At 70.0% G+C, this 18,499-nt stretch carries 17 protein-coding genes and 1 riboswitch; of the genes, 5 read left to right on the top strand and 12 right to left on the bottom strand.

Going from position 1 to position 18,499, the window contains the following annotated elements:
- Together ACFTZB_RS27515 and ACFTZB_RS27510 are read right to left on the bottom strand one after the other, a co-directional pair.
- Positions 1-819 (bottom strand): FecCD family ABC transporter permease (locus ACFTZB_RS27515; RefSeq protein WP_378436024.1); only part of this gene is annotated, 819 nt, incomplete at its 3' end.
- Positions 816-1,811 carry an ABC transporter substrate-binding protein gene (locus ACFTZB_RS27510; RefSeq protein ID WP_378436022.1) on the bottom strand — a complete coding sequence of 332 codons (996 nt, stop codon included), beginning with the start codon at positions 1,809-1,811 and terminating at the stop codon, positions 816-818. The genes ACFTZB_RS27515 and ACFTZB_RS27510, both read right to left, overlap by 4 nt.
- Before the next feature lie 97 nt (positions 1,812-1,908).
- Positions 1,909-2,051, bottom strand: a riboswitch (cobalamin riboswitch).
- Positions 2,052-2,143: 92 nt separating this feature from the next.
- Here ACFTZB_RS27510 and ACFTZB_RS27505 point away from each other — a divergent pair.
- Positions 2,144-4,264, top strand: coding sequence for an MMPL family transporter (locus ACFTZB_RS27505; RefSeq protein ID WP_378436020.1), 2,121 nt, complete (start codon positions 2,144-2,146; stop codon positions 4,262-4,264).
- 32 nt (positions 4,265-4,296) lie between these two features.
- Complete coding sequence (locus ACFTZB_RS27500) at positions 4,297-6,291, top strand: SDR family oxidoreductase (protein ID WP_378436018.1); 1,995 nt, start codon at positions 4,297-4,299, stop codon at positions 6,289-6,291.
- A gap of 5 nt (positions 6,292-6,296) precedes the next feature.
- On the opposite strand, the gene ACFTZB_RS27495 is transcribed toward ACFTZB_RS27500, so the two are convergent.
- The 8 genes from ACFTZB_RS27495 to ACFTZB_RS27460 all read right to left on the bottom strand — a co-directional run bounded on the left by ACFTZB_RS27495 (position 6,297) and on the right by ACFTZB_RS27460 (position 13,165).
- Positions 6,297-7,175, bottom strand: coding sequence for a sucrase ferredoxin (locus ACFTZB_RS27495; protein ID WP_378436016.1), 879 nt, complete (start codon positions 7,173-7,175; stop codon positions 6,297-6,299).
- Positions 7,176-7,204: 29 nt separating this feature from the next.
- The gene (locus ACFTZB_RS27490; RefSeq protein WP_378436014.1) at positions 7,205-7,783 is read right to left on the bottom strand and encodes a YdeI family protein; all 579 of its coding nucleotides are present in this window, start codon (positions 7,781-7,783) and stop codon (positions 7,205-7,207) included.
- 10 nt (positions 7,784-7,793) lie between these two features.
- Positions 7,794-8,306 carry a hypothetical protein gene (locus tag ACFTZB_RS27485; RefSeq protein WP_378436012.1) on the bottom strand — a complete coding sequence of 171 codons (513 nt, stop codon included), beginning with the start codon at positions 8,304-8,306 and terminating at the stop codon, positions 7,794-7,796.
- A 35-nt stretch (positions 8,307-8,341) separates the two neighbouring features.
- The gene (locus ACFTZB_RS27480) at positions 8,342-9,316 is read right to left on the bottom strand and encodes a R2-like ligand-binding oxidase (protein ID WP_206005477.1); all 975 of its coding nucleotides are present in this window, start codon (positions 9,314-9,316) and stop codon (positions 8,342-8,344) included.
- A 92-nt stretch (positions 9,317-9,408) separates the two neighbouring features.
- A complete protein-coding gene (locus tag ACFTZB_RS27475; protein ID WP_378436010.1) occupies positions 9,409-10,191 on the bottom strand; it encodes an alpha/beta fold hydrolase in 783 nt (260 codons plus the stop codon).
- Positions 10,192-10,219: 28 nt separating this feature from the next.
- Positions 10,220-10,603, bottom strand: coding sequence for a VOC family protein (locus tag ACFTZB_RS27470; RefSeq protein WP_378436008.1), 384 nt, complete (start codon positions 10,601-10,603; stop codon positions 10,220-10,222).
- A gap of 172 nt (positions 10,604-10,775) precedes the next feature.
- Positions 10,776-12,329, bottom strand: a complete 1,554-nt coding sequence (locus ACFTZB_RS27465; protein WP_378436006.1) for a DNA polymerase Y family protein — start codon at positions 12,327-12,329, stop codon at positions 10,776-10,778.
- On the bottom strand, positions 12,326-13,165 hold the full coding sequence (locus ACFTZB_RS27460) for a hypothetical protein (RefSeq protein ID WP_378436027.1): 840 nt from the start codon (positions 13,163-13,165) through the stop codon (positions 12,326-12,328). Before ACFTZB_RS27460 ends, ACFTZB_RS27465 begins: the two co-directional genes overlap by 4 nt.
- 211 nt (positions 13,166-13,376) lie before the next feature.
- Between ACFTZB_RS27460 and ACFTZB_RS27455 the strand changes: the two genes are divergently transcribed.
- Complete coding sequence (locus ACFTZB_RS27455) at positions 13,377-14,588, top strand: serine/threonine-protein kinase (protein ID WP_276135960.1); 1,212 nt, start codon at positions 13,377-13,379, stop codon at positions 14,586-14,588.
- A gap of 11 nt (positions 14,589-14,599) precedes the next feature.
- On the opposite strand, the gene ACFTZB_RS27450 is transcribed toward ACFTZB_RS27455, so the two are convergent.
- Together ACFTZB_RS27450 and ACFTZB_RS27445 are read right to left on the bottom strand one after the other, a co-directional pair.
- On the bottom strand, positions 14,600-15,259 hold the full coding sequence (locus ACFTZB_RS27450; protein WP_378436004.1) for a response regulator: 660 nt from the start codon (positions 15,257-15,259) through the stop codon (positions 14,600-14,602).
- Between the two features lie 66 nt (positions 15,260-15,325).
- Complete coding sequence (locus tag ACFTZB_RS27445; protein ID WP_378436002.1) at positions 15,326-16,702, bottom strand: PspC domain-containing protein; 1,377 nt, start codon at positions 16,700-16,702, stop codon at positions 15,326-15,328.
- A gap of 68 nt (positions 16,703-16,770) precedes the next feature.
- Between ACFTZB_RS27445 and ACFTZB_RS27440 the strand changes: the two genes are divergently transcribed.
- Positions 16,771-18,237, top strand: a complete 1,467-nt coding sequence (locus ACFTZB_RS27440; RefSeq protein ID WP_378436000.1) for a PspC domain-containing protein — start codon at positions 16,771-16,773, stop codon at positions 18,235-18,237.
- Entirely contained in the window at positions 18,230-18,460 is a 231-nt protein-coding gene (locus ACFTZB_RS27435; RefSeq protein ID WP_378435998.1) for a hypothetical protein, read from the top strand. The genes ACFTZB_RS27440 and ACFTZB_RS27435 overlap by 8 nt, the downstream gene beginning before the upstream one ends.
- Positions 18,461-18,499: the final 39 nt, after the last annotated feature.

Raw genomic sequence — 18,499 nt, 5'->3', positions numbered from 1 at the left:
CATCGACACCCCGAGCAGCTGGACGACGCGGAAGCGCCGCACGTTCATCCCCAGGGCGGCGGCGCCGTCGTCTCCCGCCTGTAGCAGGTCGACACGGCTCGCGCTCAGCATCAACGCCGCCCCGACCGTCGCGAGTGCGACGGCCGGGACGATCGCCGTCGACCAGCGTGAGTCGCCGAAACCGCCCGCCAGCCAGTGCATCACCGAACTCAGTTGGTGCTCGTCGGCGACGACCAGGATCGAGAACGTGATGAGGGCGGAGAACACCTGCGCCGACGCGACACCGACGAGGATGACCGCGGTCGGCTGGGGATACCGGCCGCCGATCGCCAGTGACAGGAACAGCGGCACCATGGCGCCCAGGAACGCCGCGGTGGGAATCGTGAACACGCCGAGCGCTCCCACTCCGAGCCCGAGCACCGTCACCACCACCACGCCGAAACCCGCACCCGAGGACACGCCGAGCAGATAGGGATCGGCCAGCGGATTGCGGGTCACCGCCTGCGCCACGGCGCCCGCGAGGGCGAGCGCGGCCCCGACTGCCGCCGCGGTGAGTGCCCGCGGCAGCCGGGAGTCGAGCACGATCGATTCCCGGGCCTGCGACCACCAGGGCTCGAACGCCCCCGGGGCCACCCGGTGCCCGACGATCGCCCAGACGTCGCCGACGGGGATACGCACGGAACCGAACGACACCGCGAGCGCGACGGCGAACAGGGTCGTCAGCGCGAGTAGCATCATCAGGCCCGCGAAACCGACGCGCGTCCGGGCCGGGTGCGTGGGCGACGCGGGTGGCGCCGCACGTTCGGCGGTGACCGTCATCGCGCGCCGACGGCGTCCGGATGCAGCGCCCGCGCGATCGTCTCCACCGATTGCACCAGCCGCGGGCTCTCGAAGAAGTCGTCGAGCGGCACCACCACGAAACGACCCGCCTTCACTGCGGGCGTCGTCGACATGATCGGGTGCGACGTCAGGAAGTCGATCTTCGCCTGCGCACTCGTCGTGCCGTAGTCGAGGACGACGATCGCCTCCGGGGCGCGTTCACCGATGATCTCCCACGTGGACGTCGAATACGGCTTCTGCCCCTCGGCGAAGAGGTTGACCGCACCCGCATGGTCCGCGATGAGCTGGCCGACTCCCACACCGCCGATCGTCAGAGGGACGTCCTCGCCGGAATCGTAGAAGAACGTCGGAACCGGGGTGGTGCCTGCGATCTCGTCCCGCACGGCCTGCAACCCGGACGTCACCCGGTCGCTGACGGCGACTGCCTCGTCCGGGACGCCGAGGATCTCACCGAGCTGCGTGTAGTCGCTGCGCAGCAGTCCGATGTCGGGGAAACCCTGCCCGCAGTACTCGGAGAACAGGAACGTCGGAATGCCCTGTTCGCCGAGGGATTCGCGCGAGCGCCCCTCCTTCTCGTCGAACGCGCTGCGCATGCCACCGACCACCAGGTCGGGGTCGAGGTCCAGGATCTGTTCCCGGGTGGGGTATTCCTTCGCGAGTTTCGGGATCTTCGCGAACGCGTCCGCGAACTCCGGCAGCGGGGTCGCGTCGCCGTACCCCGTGCCGACGATGCGATCAGCGGCCCCCATCTCGATCAGCACCTCGGTGACGTGATCGTTCATGCTGACGATGCGCTGCGGCGGGGCGTCGAACGTCTCCGTGCGATCGCAGTTGGTGACGGACACCGGTTCGGCGAAGGATTCGGCGGAAGCGGTCTGCCCCACGGACTCCCCGCGCGAACACCCGGTGACCACCAGCGCGGCCACGGCGAGCGTGACCAGACCGGTACTTCTGAACAACTGACCGTACATGTAAACCTCATTGCGGCTCAGAGCCACGAATGAGAAGCCTGCAGACGCCCACGTACAGGCGCGCCTGCGGGACTCCGCTTCGTAGACCACGACGAAAGGATGTCGCACACCACACGCCGGGTAATCGGGCTCGCCACCGAAATGCTCTGGTGGCCTACCGTTGCGGGTCAGCGCCGGATTCGGACCGGCTTCCCCCGTGCGTGTGACTGCAAGTGCACCGCCGAGTATGCACGATTTGCCGGGACCCGCGTCACACCCCCACCGGCAATCCCTCGATCCGCACTACAGTCGGCAGTCGCAGCCGACCGCCCCCGACCACCCGGAGTTGACGCATGACACGTTGGGCCTCGACCGTTGTTTCACGCAAATGGTGGGTCCTGACGCTCGCCGTGTTCGCCGTTCTGGTGAGCGGCGTGTGGGGCACCGGTGTGTTCGCGAAGCTCAGCTCCGGCGGATTCATCGACCCCGGTAGCGAATCCGCCGAGGTGGCGCGAATCGTCGAAGACAATCTGGGTCCGCAGACGCCGGACATCATCGCCATCTACACCGCACCCGACGGGAAGACCCTGGGTGACATCGGCCCCCAGGTCACCGCGAGTCTCGACCGGTTCGCCGCCGAGGTGCCGACGTATTCGGTGACGTCGTACTGGACGGCGGACGCGACGAGGAAGCACCTGATGGTGTCGGAGGACGGCACCAAGGCGTCGGCCGCGATCACCGTCGACCCGGATGCCGGGATCACCGCCGCCACGTTCAACGATCTGCTGCCGAAGCTCGAGGTGGAGGGCGTCGACACCGAGTTCGCGGGCAACTCGGTGGTGGGTGTGGCGTTCAACAACCGGCTGCAGCAGGACCTGGTGCTGGCCGAGGCGATCGCGCTGCCGATCACTCTCGTGTTGCTGGTCTTCATCTTCGGCGGACTGGTCGCCGCCGCCGTTCCGGTGTTCGTCGGGCTGCTCTCGATCTTCAGCGCCCTCGCGACGCTGCGCCTGCTGACCCTGTTCACCGACGTCAGTTCGTTCGCGATCAACGTGGCGTCCCTGCTCGGCCTGGGGCTCGCGATCGACTACGGCCTGTTCATCGTCGGCCGATTCCGCGAGGAACTCGAGTCCGGCGCCGACGTGACCGAGGCGACCCGGCGCACCGTCCTGACCGCGGGTCGCACCGTGTTGTTCTCCGGTCTGCTTCTGGTGTGCGCGTTCTCGGGGATGCTGGTGTTTCCGCAGGACGTGATCAAGTCGCTCGGGTTCGGTGCGATGGCCGCGGTCGCGAGTGCGGCGCTGCTGTCCCTCACCGCGGTGCCCGCGCTGCTCGCGATCCTCGGTCACCGCATCAACGCGCTGAGCTGGCGCAAGGATGCGGCGCAGCGCGGTGAGGTGCGCGCCCGCAAGTTCTGGGGCTCCGTCGTCACCTGGGTCATGCGGCGGCCGGTCGCCATCGCGGTCGGGATCGTCGCGGGTCTGATGGTCCTGGCGGCGCCTCTGCTCAGCGCGTCGCTCGGCGAGGTCACGTACACGGCGCTGCCCGAGAACGATCCCGCCCGTATCGCCACCGACACCCTCACCACCGAATTTCCCACCACCGGGAACGGCGCCACCCTCATCCTCCGGGGCACCGACGGCACCGCGCCGACTGCCGCCGACGGGGCCGCGGTGGCCCAGGCCGCCGGTCAGGTGCCGGGTATCGGCGCCGCCACCGTCGTCGCATCCAACGGCGAACTGGTGGCGGTGCAGGCCGTCTACTCCGAGGGAGTGACCACCGACGATCAGAGTGCGGCCGTGGACGGTCTCCGCGCCATCTCCGTCCCCGAGGGAACCGAACTGCTCGTCGGCGGCGGCCAGGCGACCGTCGACGACGGCAACGCGGCGATCGTGCACTGGATGCCGGTCATGATCGCGATCATGGTGGGTTCGACGCTGGTCCTGCTGTTCCTGGCGTTCGGCTCCGTGGTGCTGCCGATCAAAGCGGTCGCGATGGCGGGGCTGAGTCTCGCCGCCACGTTCGGGGTGCTCACCTGGATCTTCGAGCTCGGTCACGGCGCGGGCCTGCTCGGGGTCAGTCCGGCACCGCTCGAGGCGACGTTCGTGGTCCTCATTCTCGCCGTCGTCTTCGGCCTGTCCACCGACTACGAGGTGTTCCTGATGTCGCGCATGGTCGAGGCGCACGAGGCGGGCGCGACCACGGAGGAGGCGGTGCGTTTCGGCACCGAGCGCACGGGCCGGATCGTGACGGCCGCCGCGCTGCTGCTCGTGGTGGTGACCGGGGCATTCACAATCTCCGGTCTGTCGATCATGCGGTTCCTCGGCGTGGGCATGATCGTCGCGCTGCTCGTCGATGCGACGGTGGTCCGGATGCTCCTCGTTCCGTCCCTGGTGAAGCTGATGGGCGAGGCCAACTGGTGGGCTCCGGCCTGGATGAAGAAGGTGCACGCCAAGGTGGGTCTCGGCCACTAGTGCATCATCTTACTTTGGAGTAAGTTCGGGGCATGGCCACCTACCTCGTCACCGGCGGTACCGGATTCCTGGGTCGGCACGTGCTGCCCCTGATCCTCGACCGCGATGCATCAGCCGAGATCCACGTCCTCGTCCGGCGCGCGTCCGTCGCGCGGCTGGAGGCACTCGTCGACGGCATGTCCGGCGGCGAACGCGTGCGCCCCCTGATCGGCGATTTGACCGAGCCCGGCCTCGGACTCGGGTCCGTGCCGGCGGCCGACCACGTCCTGCACCTCGGCGCGATCTACGACCTCACCGCGGGCGACGAACAGGCCTCCACGAACGTCGACGGCACCCGTTCTGTCATCGCGCTGGCCCGGGAGCTGGACGCAACACTCCACCACGTCTCCTCCATCGCCGTCGCGGGAGATCACGAGGGGCCGTTCAGGGAAACCGATTTCGATCTCGGCCAGAGCTTCCCCACCCCGTATCACCGCACCAAGTTCGAGGCCGAGAAACTGGTCCGCGACGCCGAGGGCCTGCGCACACGCATCTACCGCCCCGCCGCGGTGGTCGGTAGTTCGGTCACCGGCGAGATGGACAAGATCGACGGCCCGTACTACCTCTTCCCCGCCATCGCGGCGCTCGCGAAGCTCCCCGCCGCCCTGCCGGTGGCGGTACCGCGGATCGGCGCGACCAACGTCGTGCCCGTCGACTACGTGGCGGCGGCCGTCGTGGAACTGATGACGGCACCCGGACGGGACGGCCAGACGTTCCACCTCGTCAATCCGCGCCCCCAACCGGTCCGCGAGATCTACGCCGCACTCGCCGAGGCGGCAGGCGCACCGCATCCCGCGATCGGCCTGCCCGGCGAACTCGTCCGCCCGTTCCTCACCCCGACCCCCGACTCGGCCCTCGATACGGGACGCAAGGCCGTGCTCGGCGCGCTCGGCATCCCGCCGGTGCTCGTCGAGAACCTGACCCTGCCCACGGTGTTCGACGACCGCGACACCCGGGAGGCGCTGCGCGGCACCGGCATCGAGGTACCTCCCTTCGCCTCGTACGCAGGCAGGCTGTGGTCGTACTGGCGCGAGAACCTCGACCCCGACCGGGCGCGCAGGCCCCACCCCTCCGGACCACTCGTGGGCAGGCACGTCGTGATCACCGGGGCGTCGTCCGGGATCGGCCGGAGTTCCGCCATCGCGACGGCCCGCAAGGGCGCGAAGGTCCTGCTCCTCGCCCGGCGCGCCGCGGAACTCGATGCCGTGGTCGCCGAGATCCGCGCGGCGGGCGGCGAGGCCTACGGCTACCCCTGCGACATCACCGACGACGAATCGGTCGAGCACACCGTCAAAGCCGTTCTCGCCGAACACGATCACGTCGACATGCTCGTCAACAACGCGGGCCGCTCGATTCGCCGGGGGCTGTACCACTCGACGGACCGGTTCCACGATTTCGAACGGACCATGGCCGTCAACTATTTCGGCGCGGTCCGGCTCGTCCTGGCCTTCCTCCCGCAGATGCGTGAGCGGCGGTTCGGCCACATCGTCAACATCAGCAGCGCCGGCGTCCAGGGCGCGACCCCGCGGTTCGCCGCCTACGTCGCCAGCAAATCGGCCCTCGACGGATTCACCGACGTCGCGGCATCCGAAACCCTCTCGGACGGAATCACGTTCACCACCATCCACATGCCTCTGGTCGAGACGCCGATGATCGCACCCACCGGCCGGTATAACATCGGACCGATCACGTCCCCGGAGAAGGCGGCCGCCATGGTCGTTCGTGCGCTGATCGAACGCCCCAAACGCATCGACGTCCCGACCGGCACGCTCGGTGAACTCGGCCACGTCTTCGCACCGGCGGTCAAGGACCGCGTGATGCACCAGATGTATCGCATGTTCCCCGATTCACCGGCCGCGAAGGGAACGAGCACGGACGACGCGACGCCGGCCCCTCGGCGCGCGCCGGAACCCCGGCACCACTCGTCGTCGGTGCTCGGCCGCGCCGCCCGGAAGGTCGCAAGGCTGGTGCCCGGCACCCACTGGTGACCGCCTCAGGGGGTGAGGGCGCGAACTCCGGTGGCGACGATCGGCCGCACCGGCTTCGGCGCCGCCCCGCAACTCGCCGGCCGCGGCGGCAGTTCCCGCTCCTCGAGGTCGACGACCCAGCGACGCCCGTCGCGATGGGTGACAACCGAATTCGCGTCCACCGTCAGCTCGTCGGCGGTGGCGTCCACCCGATCGCGGACGGCGAGTTCCGCCACCTGCCCCGGGATGTCCCAGCAACTGCGGCCGCGCAGCCCGGTCCGGAACACCTCGCCCGCGGCGGCGGCGCGGACCGCGTCGACGCTCTGCTGCACCGACAGCCGGCCGTACGTGTAGCCCGTCGGCAGCAGGATCAGCGACGGCGCGAACCGATGCCCGCCCGTGTGCGAGCACTCCCACACCGCGTCGCCGAACTCCGCGGCCAGGCCGGCCGCGACCGGCCGCCCGAGCACGGCGCAGCACTGATCCCTCTTCCCGTGCGCGCACACCAGGGCGACGGGGTCCGTCACCGGCGTGCCCAGACCCGGCGCGGGTCCCGCGACCAGACCGAGGTCCAGCTCGAGCAGGTCCTCCGGGTAGCCGATCTCGAGCCGCTCGCACCACGACCGCGCAGGGTGCGACTGTGCCAGCAGCACCGTGCGCCGATCCGGTGACGCGGTGCCGCGGCCGGGCCGGCGGATGAACATGATCCGCACCCCGGCGGCGTCGGCACGGGCGTCGAGTTCGCGGGCCAGGTCCGTGCCGAGCGCCGTGCCGTCGAGCACGTCCCGGCCCCACGCTCCGGGGAATTCCAGGCACACCCAGCCCCTGACGTGCGCAGCGGTGCCCGCGAGGGGTTCGTCGGTGGCGGACAGCGCGGAACAGGTGGCGGTGATCGTGTCGGGCACGATGCCATTGTGTCAGTCGCGGAAATCGGTCAGTCGTGGAACTTCCTGCGCTCCGCCAGCTGCTGGACGAACTTCTCGATGCGGCGGGCACGCGTCTCCGGGCGTTTGGCGTCCTGCAGGCGGTAGTAGACGGCGTACCGGTTGTGGCTGTCGAGTGTCGCGTAGAAGGCCTCGGCCTCGGGATTCCGCGCGAGGGCGTCCAGGAAGTCCTGCGGTATCTCCGCCGCCTTCTGTCCCGCGTACGCGCGGTCCCAGCGGCCGTCCGCCCTGGCCCGCTCGACTTCGGCCACGCCCGCGGGCTCGAGGAGACCGGCCTCGGCGAGTTTCTCCGCGAACTCGCGGTTCCGTTTCGACCACGGACTCCGCGACGAACGCGGGGTGAACCGCTGCACGAAGAAGTCGTCGTCGACGCGGCGCACCTGGCTGTCGATCCAGCCGTAGCACAGCGCGACCTCCAGCGCCCGGTCGTAGTCGATCGACGACTGCGCCGACCCCTTCTTGGCCATCTTCAGCCAGATGCCGGGTGAGGACGCGTGATGGGCGGCGAGCCACTCCCGGAACTCGGCCTGCCCGGTGAAGTACTCGACGCTCAGCTCGGCAGCACTCATGCGCCTGAATCTAGCGGGAGAACAGCTTTCCCGCCCAGACCCTCACGAATCCCTGGGACAGGTATCCGAGCGCCCCGAGTGCCAGTACCCATTTGGTGACGCTGACCGCGCTGGTGGCCCGCACGGTCGCGTCGGTGATGTGCTCACGGTGCGACAGCAGGTACAGCCCGACGAGGTTCTCGGCGTAGTCGCCCGCCGCCGAGATCACCGGCGCCGCCGCCAGCACCTTCTGCGTTCCCGGCGACAGCGGGGTCAGTTCCGCCAGCCGCCGGGCGCCCGTGCGCAGCGCGACGGCATAGATCAGCGGGTGGACGAAGTCCGGGTAGTAGTGGCTGCGGTAGCGCGCCGTGTCGGAGTCGGTCATCCCGTCGAGGATCGCGGTGTAGTCCCGTGCGGAGCGGGCCGTTTGGATCTCGGCGAGCCGGGGTGCCACGGGACCGAGCAGGCGGAGGATGTTCGCCTGCGAGATCACGAATGCTGCGGACCAGCCGAGGAGTCTGCGGTCGAGTGCGGTGAGCGCCATGGGCCGATCCTGCCACTGCCACCGCCGGGTGCGCCTCAGCCGGCGGCCTCGGACATCGCCTCGGCGTCCTCCTCGCCGAACTTCTCCTCGAGCGCCTCGGGTGAGTAGTCCAGGTCGATCTCCTCGACCGGGCGTCCACGCGCGGATTCGATCGCCCCCAGCCGGCGCTGCGCCCGGTCCGCGGCGTACGCGATGAACTCCTGCGGGTCGAGCCCGTACGGCTGGACCTCGAATTGCTTGTTCACCCAGTCGATCATGCCCAGTGCCAACGGCATCAGCTCCGCCATCCGCTCCTGGACCACGCCCCAGTTGCCGTCGTCGGCGGCGACGTGCCGACGGCACGTGAACGTCCCCCACGCCATGTGGCGTCGTTCGTCGTCGCCGATCCTGCGGACGAGTTCCTGCATTCCCGGCAGGATTCCGCGCGTCGTGCACACCTTCTGCCACGCGTAGTACCCGGTGAGCGCGAGGCTGCCCTCGATGACGTGGTTGTAGGTGACGCTGGCCCGCACCTGATTGGCCGGGCTGGGATCGGTCTCGAGGACCTTCAGCGATCCCGGCAATTCCTCGTAGAACAACTGCCGGTAGAACGGGTTGTCGGCGACGAACGGGTGCAGGTCCCGAGTCAGGCCCACCGCGTCCATCCACAACCGGAACACCTGGGTGTGCTTGGCCTCCTCGAAACAGAACTGCGTGAGGTACATCTCGTCGCCGAAGCGCCCCTCGGCGGCCATCGCCTTCATGAACGGCTGGATGTCTTCGGTGACCGCTTCCTCACCGGCGATGAACTGTGCGACCAGATACGTGGAGTTGCGCTGCTGCTCCGAGTTCAGCCCCTCCCAGTCCTCCGCGTCCCGGCTGAAGTCGAGGTCCGTGGGGTTCCAGAACTTGGCGTTGCCCTTCGTGAACAGCCGCAACGGGAACGCGTCCCAGTTGAGTCCCCCGTCGCGAAGTGAGCTGAACCCTTGCCTGCCGGGCGTGTAGGGACGTCCGGGCGTGAGTGTCGACATCGTGGGTCCTTCTTCCTCGTTCCGAGCCCCCTCTTTCCGTTTCCACGCTAGTCCTGTCGAGGCCGCCACGGTTTACATTTTCAGACTTTTTGTCAGCCCGTCTGAGGCTGCATGAGAAACGGCAGGACCTCCGCCGCGAACTCGTCGTACCGGTCGCGGTGAATGCTGTGCCCGCCGGGAAACACCACCACCCGGCACCTCGGTATCGCCGCGACCGCGGACTCGAGCTTGCGGGGATCGACCATCCCGCCCGGTCCGCCGCGCAGGATGAGCGTGTCGGCCTCGATGTCCGGCAATCGGTCCCACCACAACGGATCCGGGCGGCGAAACTGCTCGATCGCGGAGCCCGTCATCGACCGGTCGAAGGCGAACACCGCCCGCGGATGCCGGATGACGCTCGTCGTCGCGTGCCACAGTTCCGGCAGCGACGGCAGCCGGTTCGCGAACACCTGTTCCGGGTCACCGGGACGCAACGGGAGCGGGGCCTCCTCGATCACCAGCCGGCGGACCAGCCCCGGTCGGGCCTGCGCCGCGAGCGACGCGGCATGACCACCGAGCGAGTGCCCCACGAGGTCCACCCTCGTCAGCCCCAGGTTGTCGCACACCTCCACCACATCGGCGCCGAACTCCTCGAACCGATACGACGCCGCGCGGGCACTGCGACCGTGCCCCCGCAGATCCGGGACGAGGACGCGTCTCCCCCGAGCGACGAGTGCGCGGGCGAAACGGTCCCAGGTGCCGCCGTCACCGCCCATCCCGTGCACCAGAACCACCGGCACGGGATGAACGTCCGACTCCCCCGGCGCCGAGGACCCACTGTCCCGGTAGGCGATCTCGATACCGGCGCGCGTCGGGGTAGTCCTGGTCGTCTCCACGAGAATCCAGACTAGCGACGGCCGCGGACTACCCGCCCGACCCGTACGGGCGGGTGATGATCTCCAGATAGTGACCCGACGGGTCGAGGAAGTAGACGCCCCGCCCGCCGTCGTTGGTGTTGATGGTGCCCGGCAGCGTCTGCCGCGGATCCGCCCAGTGGTCGAGACCCCACTCGACGATCAGGCCGTAGATCCGGTCGAAGTCGTCCTCCCCGACGAGGAACGCGTAGTGCTGCGGCTGGAATTCGATCGGCGGTTCCGCGAAGTCGAGGGACACCCCGTTGTCGAGCGCGACCGCCAGAAAATGTCCGGCGGGCACGGCGTCCGGCAGCCCGAACAGCGTGGTGAAGAAGGTCGCCGACTCCTGCTTGTCCTTGGCGGCGACGATCGTGTGATTGAAGGAAATGGTCACAGTCGACCCTTTCGAGGTATGCCACGAGCCGACGACGCGACTGTGGCCGGCCTCCATGCCTGACGCTGTCCGCCACCGGCACGCGACCCTCTGCACAGCAAAGCATTTCGGACGGCCGATCCGCAAGCGAGGCCGGTGCGCGGGTTACGCCGCCCGCCCCACGCGGGGTCCGTCACTCATAGATTCCCTCCACCGACCAGCGGCCTGCCGTGCAGATCACCAGCAGCGCCCGCGACTCCTCCAGCAGCACCTGCGCCCTGGCCGCCGTCCGCGCCGCCGGAGGGTCCCACCACCGCTCGTCCACCGGCCACGGTCCGGCCCATCCGCACACCGCCCACTCCCTGCTCCCCCACCGCAGCCGCGCGGGAACCGCGCTGAACACACCACGTTCCGTGACCGTCACAGCGATGCCCCGCTCGTCCGACATCCACACCTCCGGATACGCGGTCAGCACCGCGGCGGGCGCCGGTTCCGGCAACGTGCCCGGCCACGGCTCCGACGGATCGTTGCGCGGAATCAACTCGTCGCCCAACGGCAGCAACGTGATGCGCTCCGCCGGGCCCCGCCCCCCGCTGAGGACCCCCACCTGCACGGCTTCCCCGCCGAGCAGACCCTGCACCCGCACCAGGGCCCGCCGGGCCCGTTCGTCCTGGTCGCCGACCCCACCCCACAGCCCCAACTGCAGGGCGCCTGCCGCCACCACCTCCACCGGTTCGAGCCGCAGGACGGCGATACCGGCGGTGGGCCGCTTCTCGCTGCGCCCGGTCAGCCACCCGTCCAGCTGCCACCGCACCCGGTCCGCCGTCGCCTCGGGGGTCAGCGGTTCCGCGCACCTCCAGATCCGGGACAGTTGTTCACCGTTGCCGGTGCTCGCCGAGATCGACAGCCGGGTGCAGGCCACCGCGGCGTCCGACAGCGTGCGATGAAGCTTCTCCGCCAACGCCCGTCCCGCGAAGGCGGCGGCGTCGACCCGTTCGATGACAGGATCGCACCGTTCCTCGACCTCCAGGTCCGGAGGCAGCGACCGCCCCGACGGGGGACGCTCCGGCTCACCCCGCGCGGCCCGATGCGCCAGCACCGCATCGGTTCCGAACCGCGACGCCACATCGCCCGCCGACAGTGCGGCGAAACTGCCGATCGTGCGCAACCCGAGCCGGTGCAGCAAATCGACCAGCTCCTCGCGATGCGGCGCCGCGAGACTCGGCTCCGCGGCCAGTTCCCGCATCGGGAGCGGCGCCAGGAAGGCCGCCCCCTTGCCGGGTGGCACGAGAGTTGCTCTGCGCGCGGCGATCACGGCCGTGGACAGCTGATCGGCGATACCGACCTGGCATTCCACCCCCACCGCCGACACCTGGTCCACGAGCCGTTCCGCGGCGGCTTCCTCCGAACCGAAATACCGGGCGACGCCGCGAGCGGGCAGCACCACGAGACCGGGCCGCAACACCTCCACCCCGGGCGCCACCGCGTCGACGGCGGAGGCGACCGGCTCGAACAGCCGGGCGTCGCGGTCGGGATCGGCTGCCGCCACGTGCAACCGGGGGCACCGGGCCTGGGACTCGCGGCGGCGCAGACCTCGGCGCACCCCGTCCGCGCGGGCCGGCGCCGAGCAGGCGATCACCCGGTTGCCCGACGTCACCGCCACCGGGTGGGTCGGCGGGAGGTCCGCGGCGGCGGCCGCCGCGACCGCGGGCCAGTCGGGGCACCACAACGCCAGCACCCGGCTCACAGGCCCACCACCTCCACCGGCTCCGGGAAGGCACCGGCTTCGAGGGACGCCACCGGCTCCGGGGTGCTCACCCATTCCACCCGGCCCTGCGCCGACCGCACGTCCAGCCGGGTGGTGCGCGGCTGGAACGACCGCCCCCGGGCGCACACCGCCAGGCTGAGGGACCGCAACCGCCCGCAGCCTCGGTCCTGAGATCCGTTGCCCAGCCCGGCATAACCGTGCACCCGCGCCTCCAGCCGCATCTCCGCACCGTCCCAGTGCCCGTCCGTGACGACCAGGGTCGCCCCCTTGCTCCGGGCGCGGGCCACCACCGCACGCGCCCGGGACGGCGCCACCGACGCCCCTCCCAGCCCGAGCACCACCAGATCCATTCCGTCCAGCAGCACCGCGGCGATCTCCACCGGATCGGCGCCCGGGTCCGGGATCAGGGCCAGCCGTTCCAGCTGCGCGCCCATCTCGACCGCGGCCAGCACCCCCAGCCGGGGATGCCCGATCACCGCGACGTGACCGCCGCCCGCGGTGACGGACGCGACCAACCCCAGCAGGAGCGAGGTGGCACCCGACACCGACACCACCGAACCGCGCACCAGACCGCCCCGCGGAAGGAGGCCGGCCAGCGCAGCCGGAACCGGAAGGACCCCGACGGCCCGGGAGTCGGGGGCCGCGGGCGTGCCCGTCGCAGGAAACCCACCCTCCACCGGGGCCCGGCTCGCCACCGATTCCCCGCGTGCGGGGACAGCGGCCATCCGCCGCCGGAGGTAGTCCAGACGCTCCTGCCGGGACAGCTCGGACAGCTCGGGAGACCCCGGCACCGGAAACCCCGGCTCGCCGGCCACTTCAGCCAACTCGACACCCCTGACACTCGGCACCAACAGCGGTCGGCAACCACGGGGAAGACGCGGCTCGAACAGACGCTTTGTTCGAACGTATTTTCGAACCCGTTTCCAGTAAAGCGGGTCCGTGAATGCCCGTCAAGTGGACCCCGAACGACCAGGTCAGGACGGCCGCGCGTCCCGTGTCCGCACAATCCTCTAACCTGAACGCGTGATGGAGCAGGAGCAGAGCGAAAGGGGCATCGGACCCGAATACCTGGTGGCCGGAAGGTACCGCCTGCGGTCCAAACTGGGCGGCGGCGGAATGGGCGCGGTCTGGCTCGCACGGGACACCCTGCTGCACCGCGACGTCGCCATCAAACAGGTCACCACGACGGCCGGGCTCGACCCCGAGGAGGCACGCAGGGTACGCGACCGCACCATGCGGGAGGGCCGCAACGCCGCCAAACTCGCGCACCGGCATTCCATCGCGATGTACGACGTGGCGCTCGAGGCCGGGGAACCGTGGCTCGTCATGGAGTACCTGCCGTCGCGCAGCCTCGCCCAGGCGATGAACATCGCCGACACCCTGCCCCCGCTCGAGGTCGCCCAGATCGGCGCGCAGGTGGCCGACGCGCTCACCGCCGCCCACGCCGCGGGGATCGTGCACCGGGACATCAAGCCGGGCAACATCCTCGTCGCCGACCGCGGCCGGGAACTCGGCACCGTCAAGATCAGCGACTTCGGTATCGCCCGGGCCAAGGGCGACTCCGCGGACACCGCGAACGGCGTCATCACCGGCACCCCCGCGTACTTCTCCCCCGAGGTCGCCCGCGGTCAGGACCCCACCGAGGCCAGCGACGTCTTCTCGCTCGGATCCACGCTGTACACCGTCGTCGAAGGGCAGCCGCCGTTCGGGATCGACTCCGATTCCATCGCCCTCCTGCACCGGGTCGCGAAGGCCGAGATCTACCGCCCGAGCAAGGCCGGCCCCCTCACCGACACGCTGCTGCACCTTCTCGAACCCGACCCGGCGCGCCGTCCGACGATGGCCGAGGCCCGCGACGCCCTGGCCCGGGTGGCCATGGCCGGGGACGGCAACGTCGCGCACCTCGTCGGCTCACCCGTCTATTCCGCGGACGGCACCATCCCGGCGTGGGCTCACCGTTCGACACCGTTGCCCGACTCACGCCGCCGCGGCAAACTGGTCGGTTCCACGCAGGCCGGGCTGCCCGCCGTGCATCAGAGCACCCCGCTCAAGAACGTGCCGCGCCCGCTCGGCCGGTTGCAGTGGCCTCCGCGTCCGGCGAAACCCGCTCCGGGTTCGCCGGCCCCCACCGTCCGCGACCAGGTGGTCGCGTGGGCACCGATCGCCATGGGTGTCATGGTCGCGATCCTGATCCTGGCCGTGCTCGTGGCCGTGATCGTCCTGCTCGCGCAGCCCTGACCCCCGGGACGTCAGTCGATCCGCCTGCGGTGCGCCCACCTGGTGAGCGCATTCCGGTTGGACTGCTGCGTCTTCCGCAGCACGTTCGACGCATGCGTTTCGACTGTCTTCACCGAGATCACCAGTTCCTCGGCGATCTCGCGGTACGTGTAACCGCGGGCGAGGAGGCGCAGCACTTCCAGCTCTCGCGGCGTCAGTGAATCCAGCTCCGGATCCAGCTGCGGCTCAGGAGCATTGGAACGTCCGGTGAAGGAGTCCAGCACGAAACCCGCGAGCCGCGGACTGAACACGGCGTCACCGCCGGCCACCCTGCGTACGCCGTCGGCCAGCTCCGCGCCCGAGATCGTCTTGGTGACATACCCGCGGGCGCCCGCGCGGATCACGGCGATCACGTCCTCGGCGGCGTCGGACACACTCAGCGCCAGGCACACCGGACCCGCCTCGATGCCCCGCAGCACCGCGACACCGCCGCCGTCGGGCATGTGGACGTCGAGCAGCACGACGTGCGGCGAGGTGGCGTTGATCCCGGACACCGCCTCCGCGACACCGCCCGCCTCGCCCACCACCTCCATGTCCGCTTCCCTACCGAGCTCGGCACGGACACCGGAGCGGAACACTGCATGATCGTCGACGAGAAAGACACGGTACGGTGGTGTTTCAGGCAAAGTCACTGCAGCTGTTCCTCGCGTGGGCGGTAGTGTCACCCCACTGTAGAGCGTGTCGCACGATTCACGTGCTCACGCGCCCTGACTGAACGGCACGTCCTCGACGCCGGTGTCCGTGCTCTCGGCGGCCCCCGCTCCCGCGCGCGTCCGGCCGTTCCGCGGCATGTGGATTCGCACCTCGGTGCCCTTGCCGGGTGTGGACCGCACGTCGACGTGCCCGCCTCGCCGTTCGATCCGCCCGCGAATCGACTTCGCCAGCCCCTGACGGTCCGGCGACACCTCGTCGACGTCGAATCCGACGCCGCGGTCCCGGACGAACACACTGACCTGCTCGCGCTCGGCCTCGGCGAACAGGTTGATGTCGGTCTCCCCGGAATGCTTGGCCGCGTTGACCAGAGCTTCGCGTGTCGCGCCGAGCACCGCCGTGAAACTCTCCTTCGACAGTCCCTCGCCGGAGCCGTCGACGTCGAGGGCCACGTCGCCGACCGTCACCGGCCGCACGGTGACGCCGTGGTGGTCCTCCACCTCGCCCGCGATGATGCGCAACGCCTCCGCCAGGCTCGAATGGTCGGCCTCTCCGCCACCGAACAACCACTTGCGCAGTTCCCGTTCCTGTCCCCGGGCGAGCCGCGCGACCTCCTGCGGATGGTCGGCCTGTTTCTGGATCAGCGCCAGGGTCTGCAGAACGGAGTCGTGCAGGTGTGACGCGATCTCCTCACGCTCGTCGTTGCGGATCCTCGCGGCGCGCTCCGCCCCCAGTGCCCGCCACAGCCGCAACCACAGGGGCACGGTCAGCAGTCCGGCGCCGACCAGGGTGACCACGACGGCCAGCAACGACGAACGCAGCGCGGCGAAGTCGACCTGCGCGAGGATCACCACGCCGAGACCGGACACGATCAGCGTCACGCCACCGAGGACCCGCGCCCAGGTGAGGACGGTGGGGCGCTGAGGCAGCCCGATGACGGTGCGCGGCCCCTCCGAATCGAATTCGCGCCACACCAGGGCCGCACCGACCGCCACCACGATGATCGGTGCGATCACCGAACCGACCCGGCCGCTGAACAACCACGACAACGCGGACGCGCCGGCAAGACCGATCGCGATCAGCCCGTACGCTCTGCGCCGCTCGGACGCACTGGGCTTCTCCGTGTCCGAACCCGCGGCCGTGAAGATCCACAACAGCCCGTAGCCGACGATGCCCGCGCCGGCGAGCGCGGCGAGACAGGCGAACGCGACCCGCACCTTCATCACGTCGATGTCCAGCTGGTCGGCGATACCACCCGCGACGCCGCCGACGATGCGGCCGCCGGTCCGGCGTTCGAGCCGCGGCATGGGAAGACCGCCGGGCGGTACCGGCACGGTGACGGCGCCCGCGTATCGGTCGCCGCCCGCGGACGTGTTCACAGGCTGCACACCTTCGATACTGGCACGATCCCCGGGCCGCGGCATCAGGGTCCGACCCTGACTTCGAGCCGCGTTCCGGCCCACCCCGACCGGAAAGATCAGGGTACTTCCCGATGTACGCGCGATGCGGCGGCCGGAACGATGGTCGTATGACCAATGGGAGCTTCCAAGAGCAGATTCAGGATCTGTGGCGGACCCGGCCGGTGCGGTTGCCCGGCCGCGGCCACGTCGCCGGTGTCTGTGCGGGAATCGGCTACCGCTACGGCGTCGATCCCGTACTGATACGAGTCGCGTTCGTCGTGTCCACCATTTTCGGCGGCGCCGGTGTGCTCCTCTACCTGGCGTGCTGGCTCGCCCTCACGAAGTCGGGCGACCCGGCCTCCCCCGCGGAGTCGTTGATGGGACGCGGTCACAGCTCCGACTCGGGCACCAAGACCGTTGTTCTTCTCGTCGCACTGGCGATCGCGGTGAGCACCGTCGGCCCCTTCGGCGTCGGCCTCGGCGGCTCCGGGCTGATCAGCATGGCGCTGATGCTCGGCGGCCTGTGGCTTCTGTACCAGCGGCAGCCGATCCCTCCGCCGTCGCCCGCCGGAGTCGTCGCCCCCGGTCTCGGCACCGGCTATCCCGGGACGAGTTTCTCGCCCGGACAGTTCGGCGCCAACCCGTTCGGCCCGGGCACGTACGGTTCGGGTGCGTACGGTCCGTACACGAAGCTTCCCGACTCGTACACGCCGAGCACGCCTCCCGCCACGGGGCAGCCGGCGGACGCGACCGGCGAGGCCCCCACCGAGGCACTGAAGCCCGAAACCGCTGCCGCCCAGAACGATCCGGTGTCGTTCGAGAAGTCCCCGACCGCCGGTCCGCGGGTCGACCAACCGTCGGCGCCGTTCGCGCCGCTCGAACCGCGACCCCCGGCATGGGACCCGCTCGGTGTCGCCCCGTTCGCGTGGGACCTGCCCGAGCCGGCCAGAACCACCACTCCCGCAGTGCAACCGGAGCGCACGCATTCCCGCCTGACCACCATGGTGATCGGACTGGCCATCCTCGCGGCCGCGGCGGCGACGGCGCTGGCGGTCGCCACCGGATCCGACTGGCTGAACCCCGGTCGTATCGGCGCGGTCGCGCTCGCCGTCATCGGAGTGGGGCTGCTGATCGGTGGCTTCCTGCGCAAGGGCTACGGGCTTCTCGTCGTCGCAGGCCCGCTGATCGGTTTCGTGATCCTCGCCTCGCTCGTCGGGTCACTCGACCTGAACAGCGAGAACATGGGAGACCGGACCTGGGTGCCTCTGACGGCGGCCGACATCGACCCCGCCTACTCCGGTGGGTTCGGCAGCTTCACGCTCGACCTCCGGAACGTCACGCTCACCGAGGACAAGACGGTCGACGTCAGCGGTCAGTTCGGTGAGGTCGTGGTGCTCCTGCCGCCCGGCATGAACGTCGAGAACCACTGCACCGCCCAGTTCGGCGACGCACAGTGCCTCCCCGACGGTCTCGACGGCGGTGCCGACGGCACCGACGGTCACGTCCTGACGCTCAATGCAGATGTCCGGTTCGGAAGTATGGAGGTGCGCCGTGGATGACGTCGACGACACTCAGGACGGCGAGCAGACCCGGACGCGCAAGCGCCCGTCACCGCTCCTGCTCCTGGCGGGGGTGGCAGCGCTGCTGGTGAGTGGATGGGCGCTCGCGGGGCCGTTCTCGCCGGCGCCGCTCGCGGACGTCGAATTCCGCTGGCTGTTCGTGGTGGTCGCGGTGCTGGTCGGCGTGGTTCTCGTGTTCGCACCCAACCGGCGGAAAAAATAGGGCGCAAGCGCCGTGTGCGCGGTGAGCGAGTCGCCTGAC

This window comes from Rhodococcus sp. NPDC057014, assembly GCF_042673295.1.
Lineage (GTDB): Bacteria > Actinomycetota > Actinomycetes > Mycobacteriales > Mycobacteriaceae > Rhodococcus_F.
Note: the sequence above shows the minus strand (reverse complement) of the source record. Positions and strands in the feature narration are given on the sequence as shown.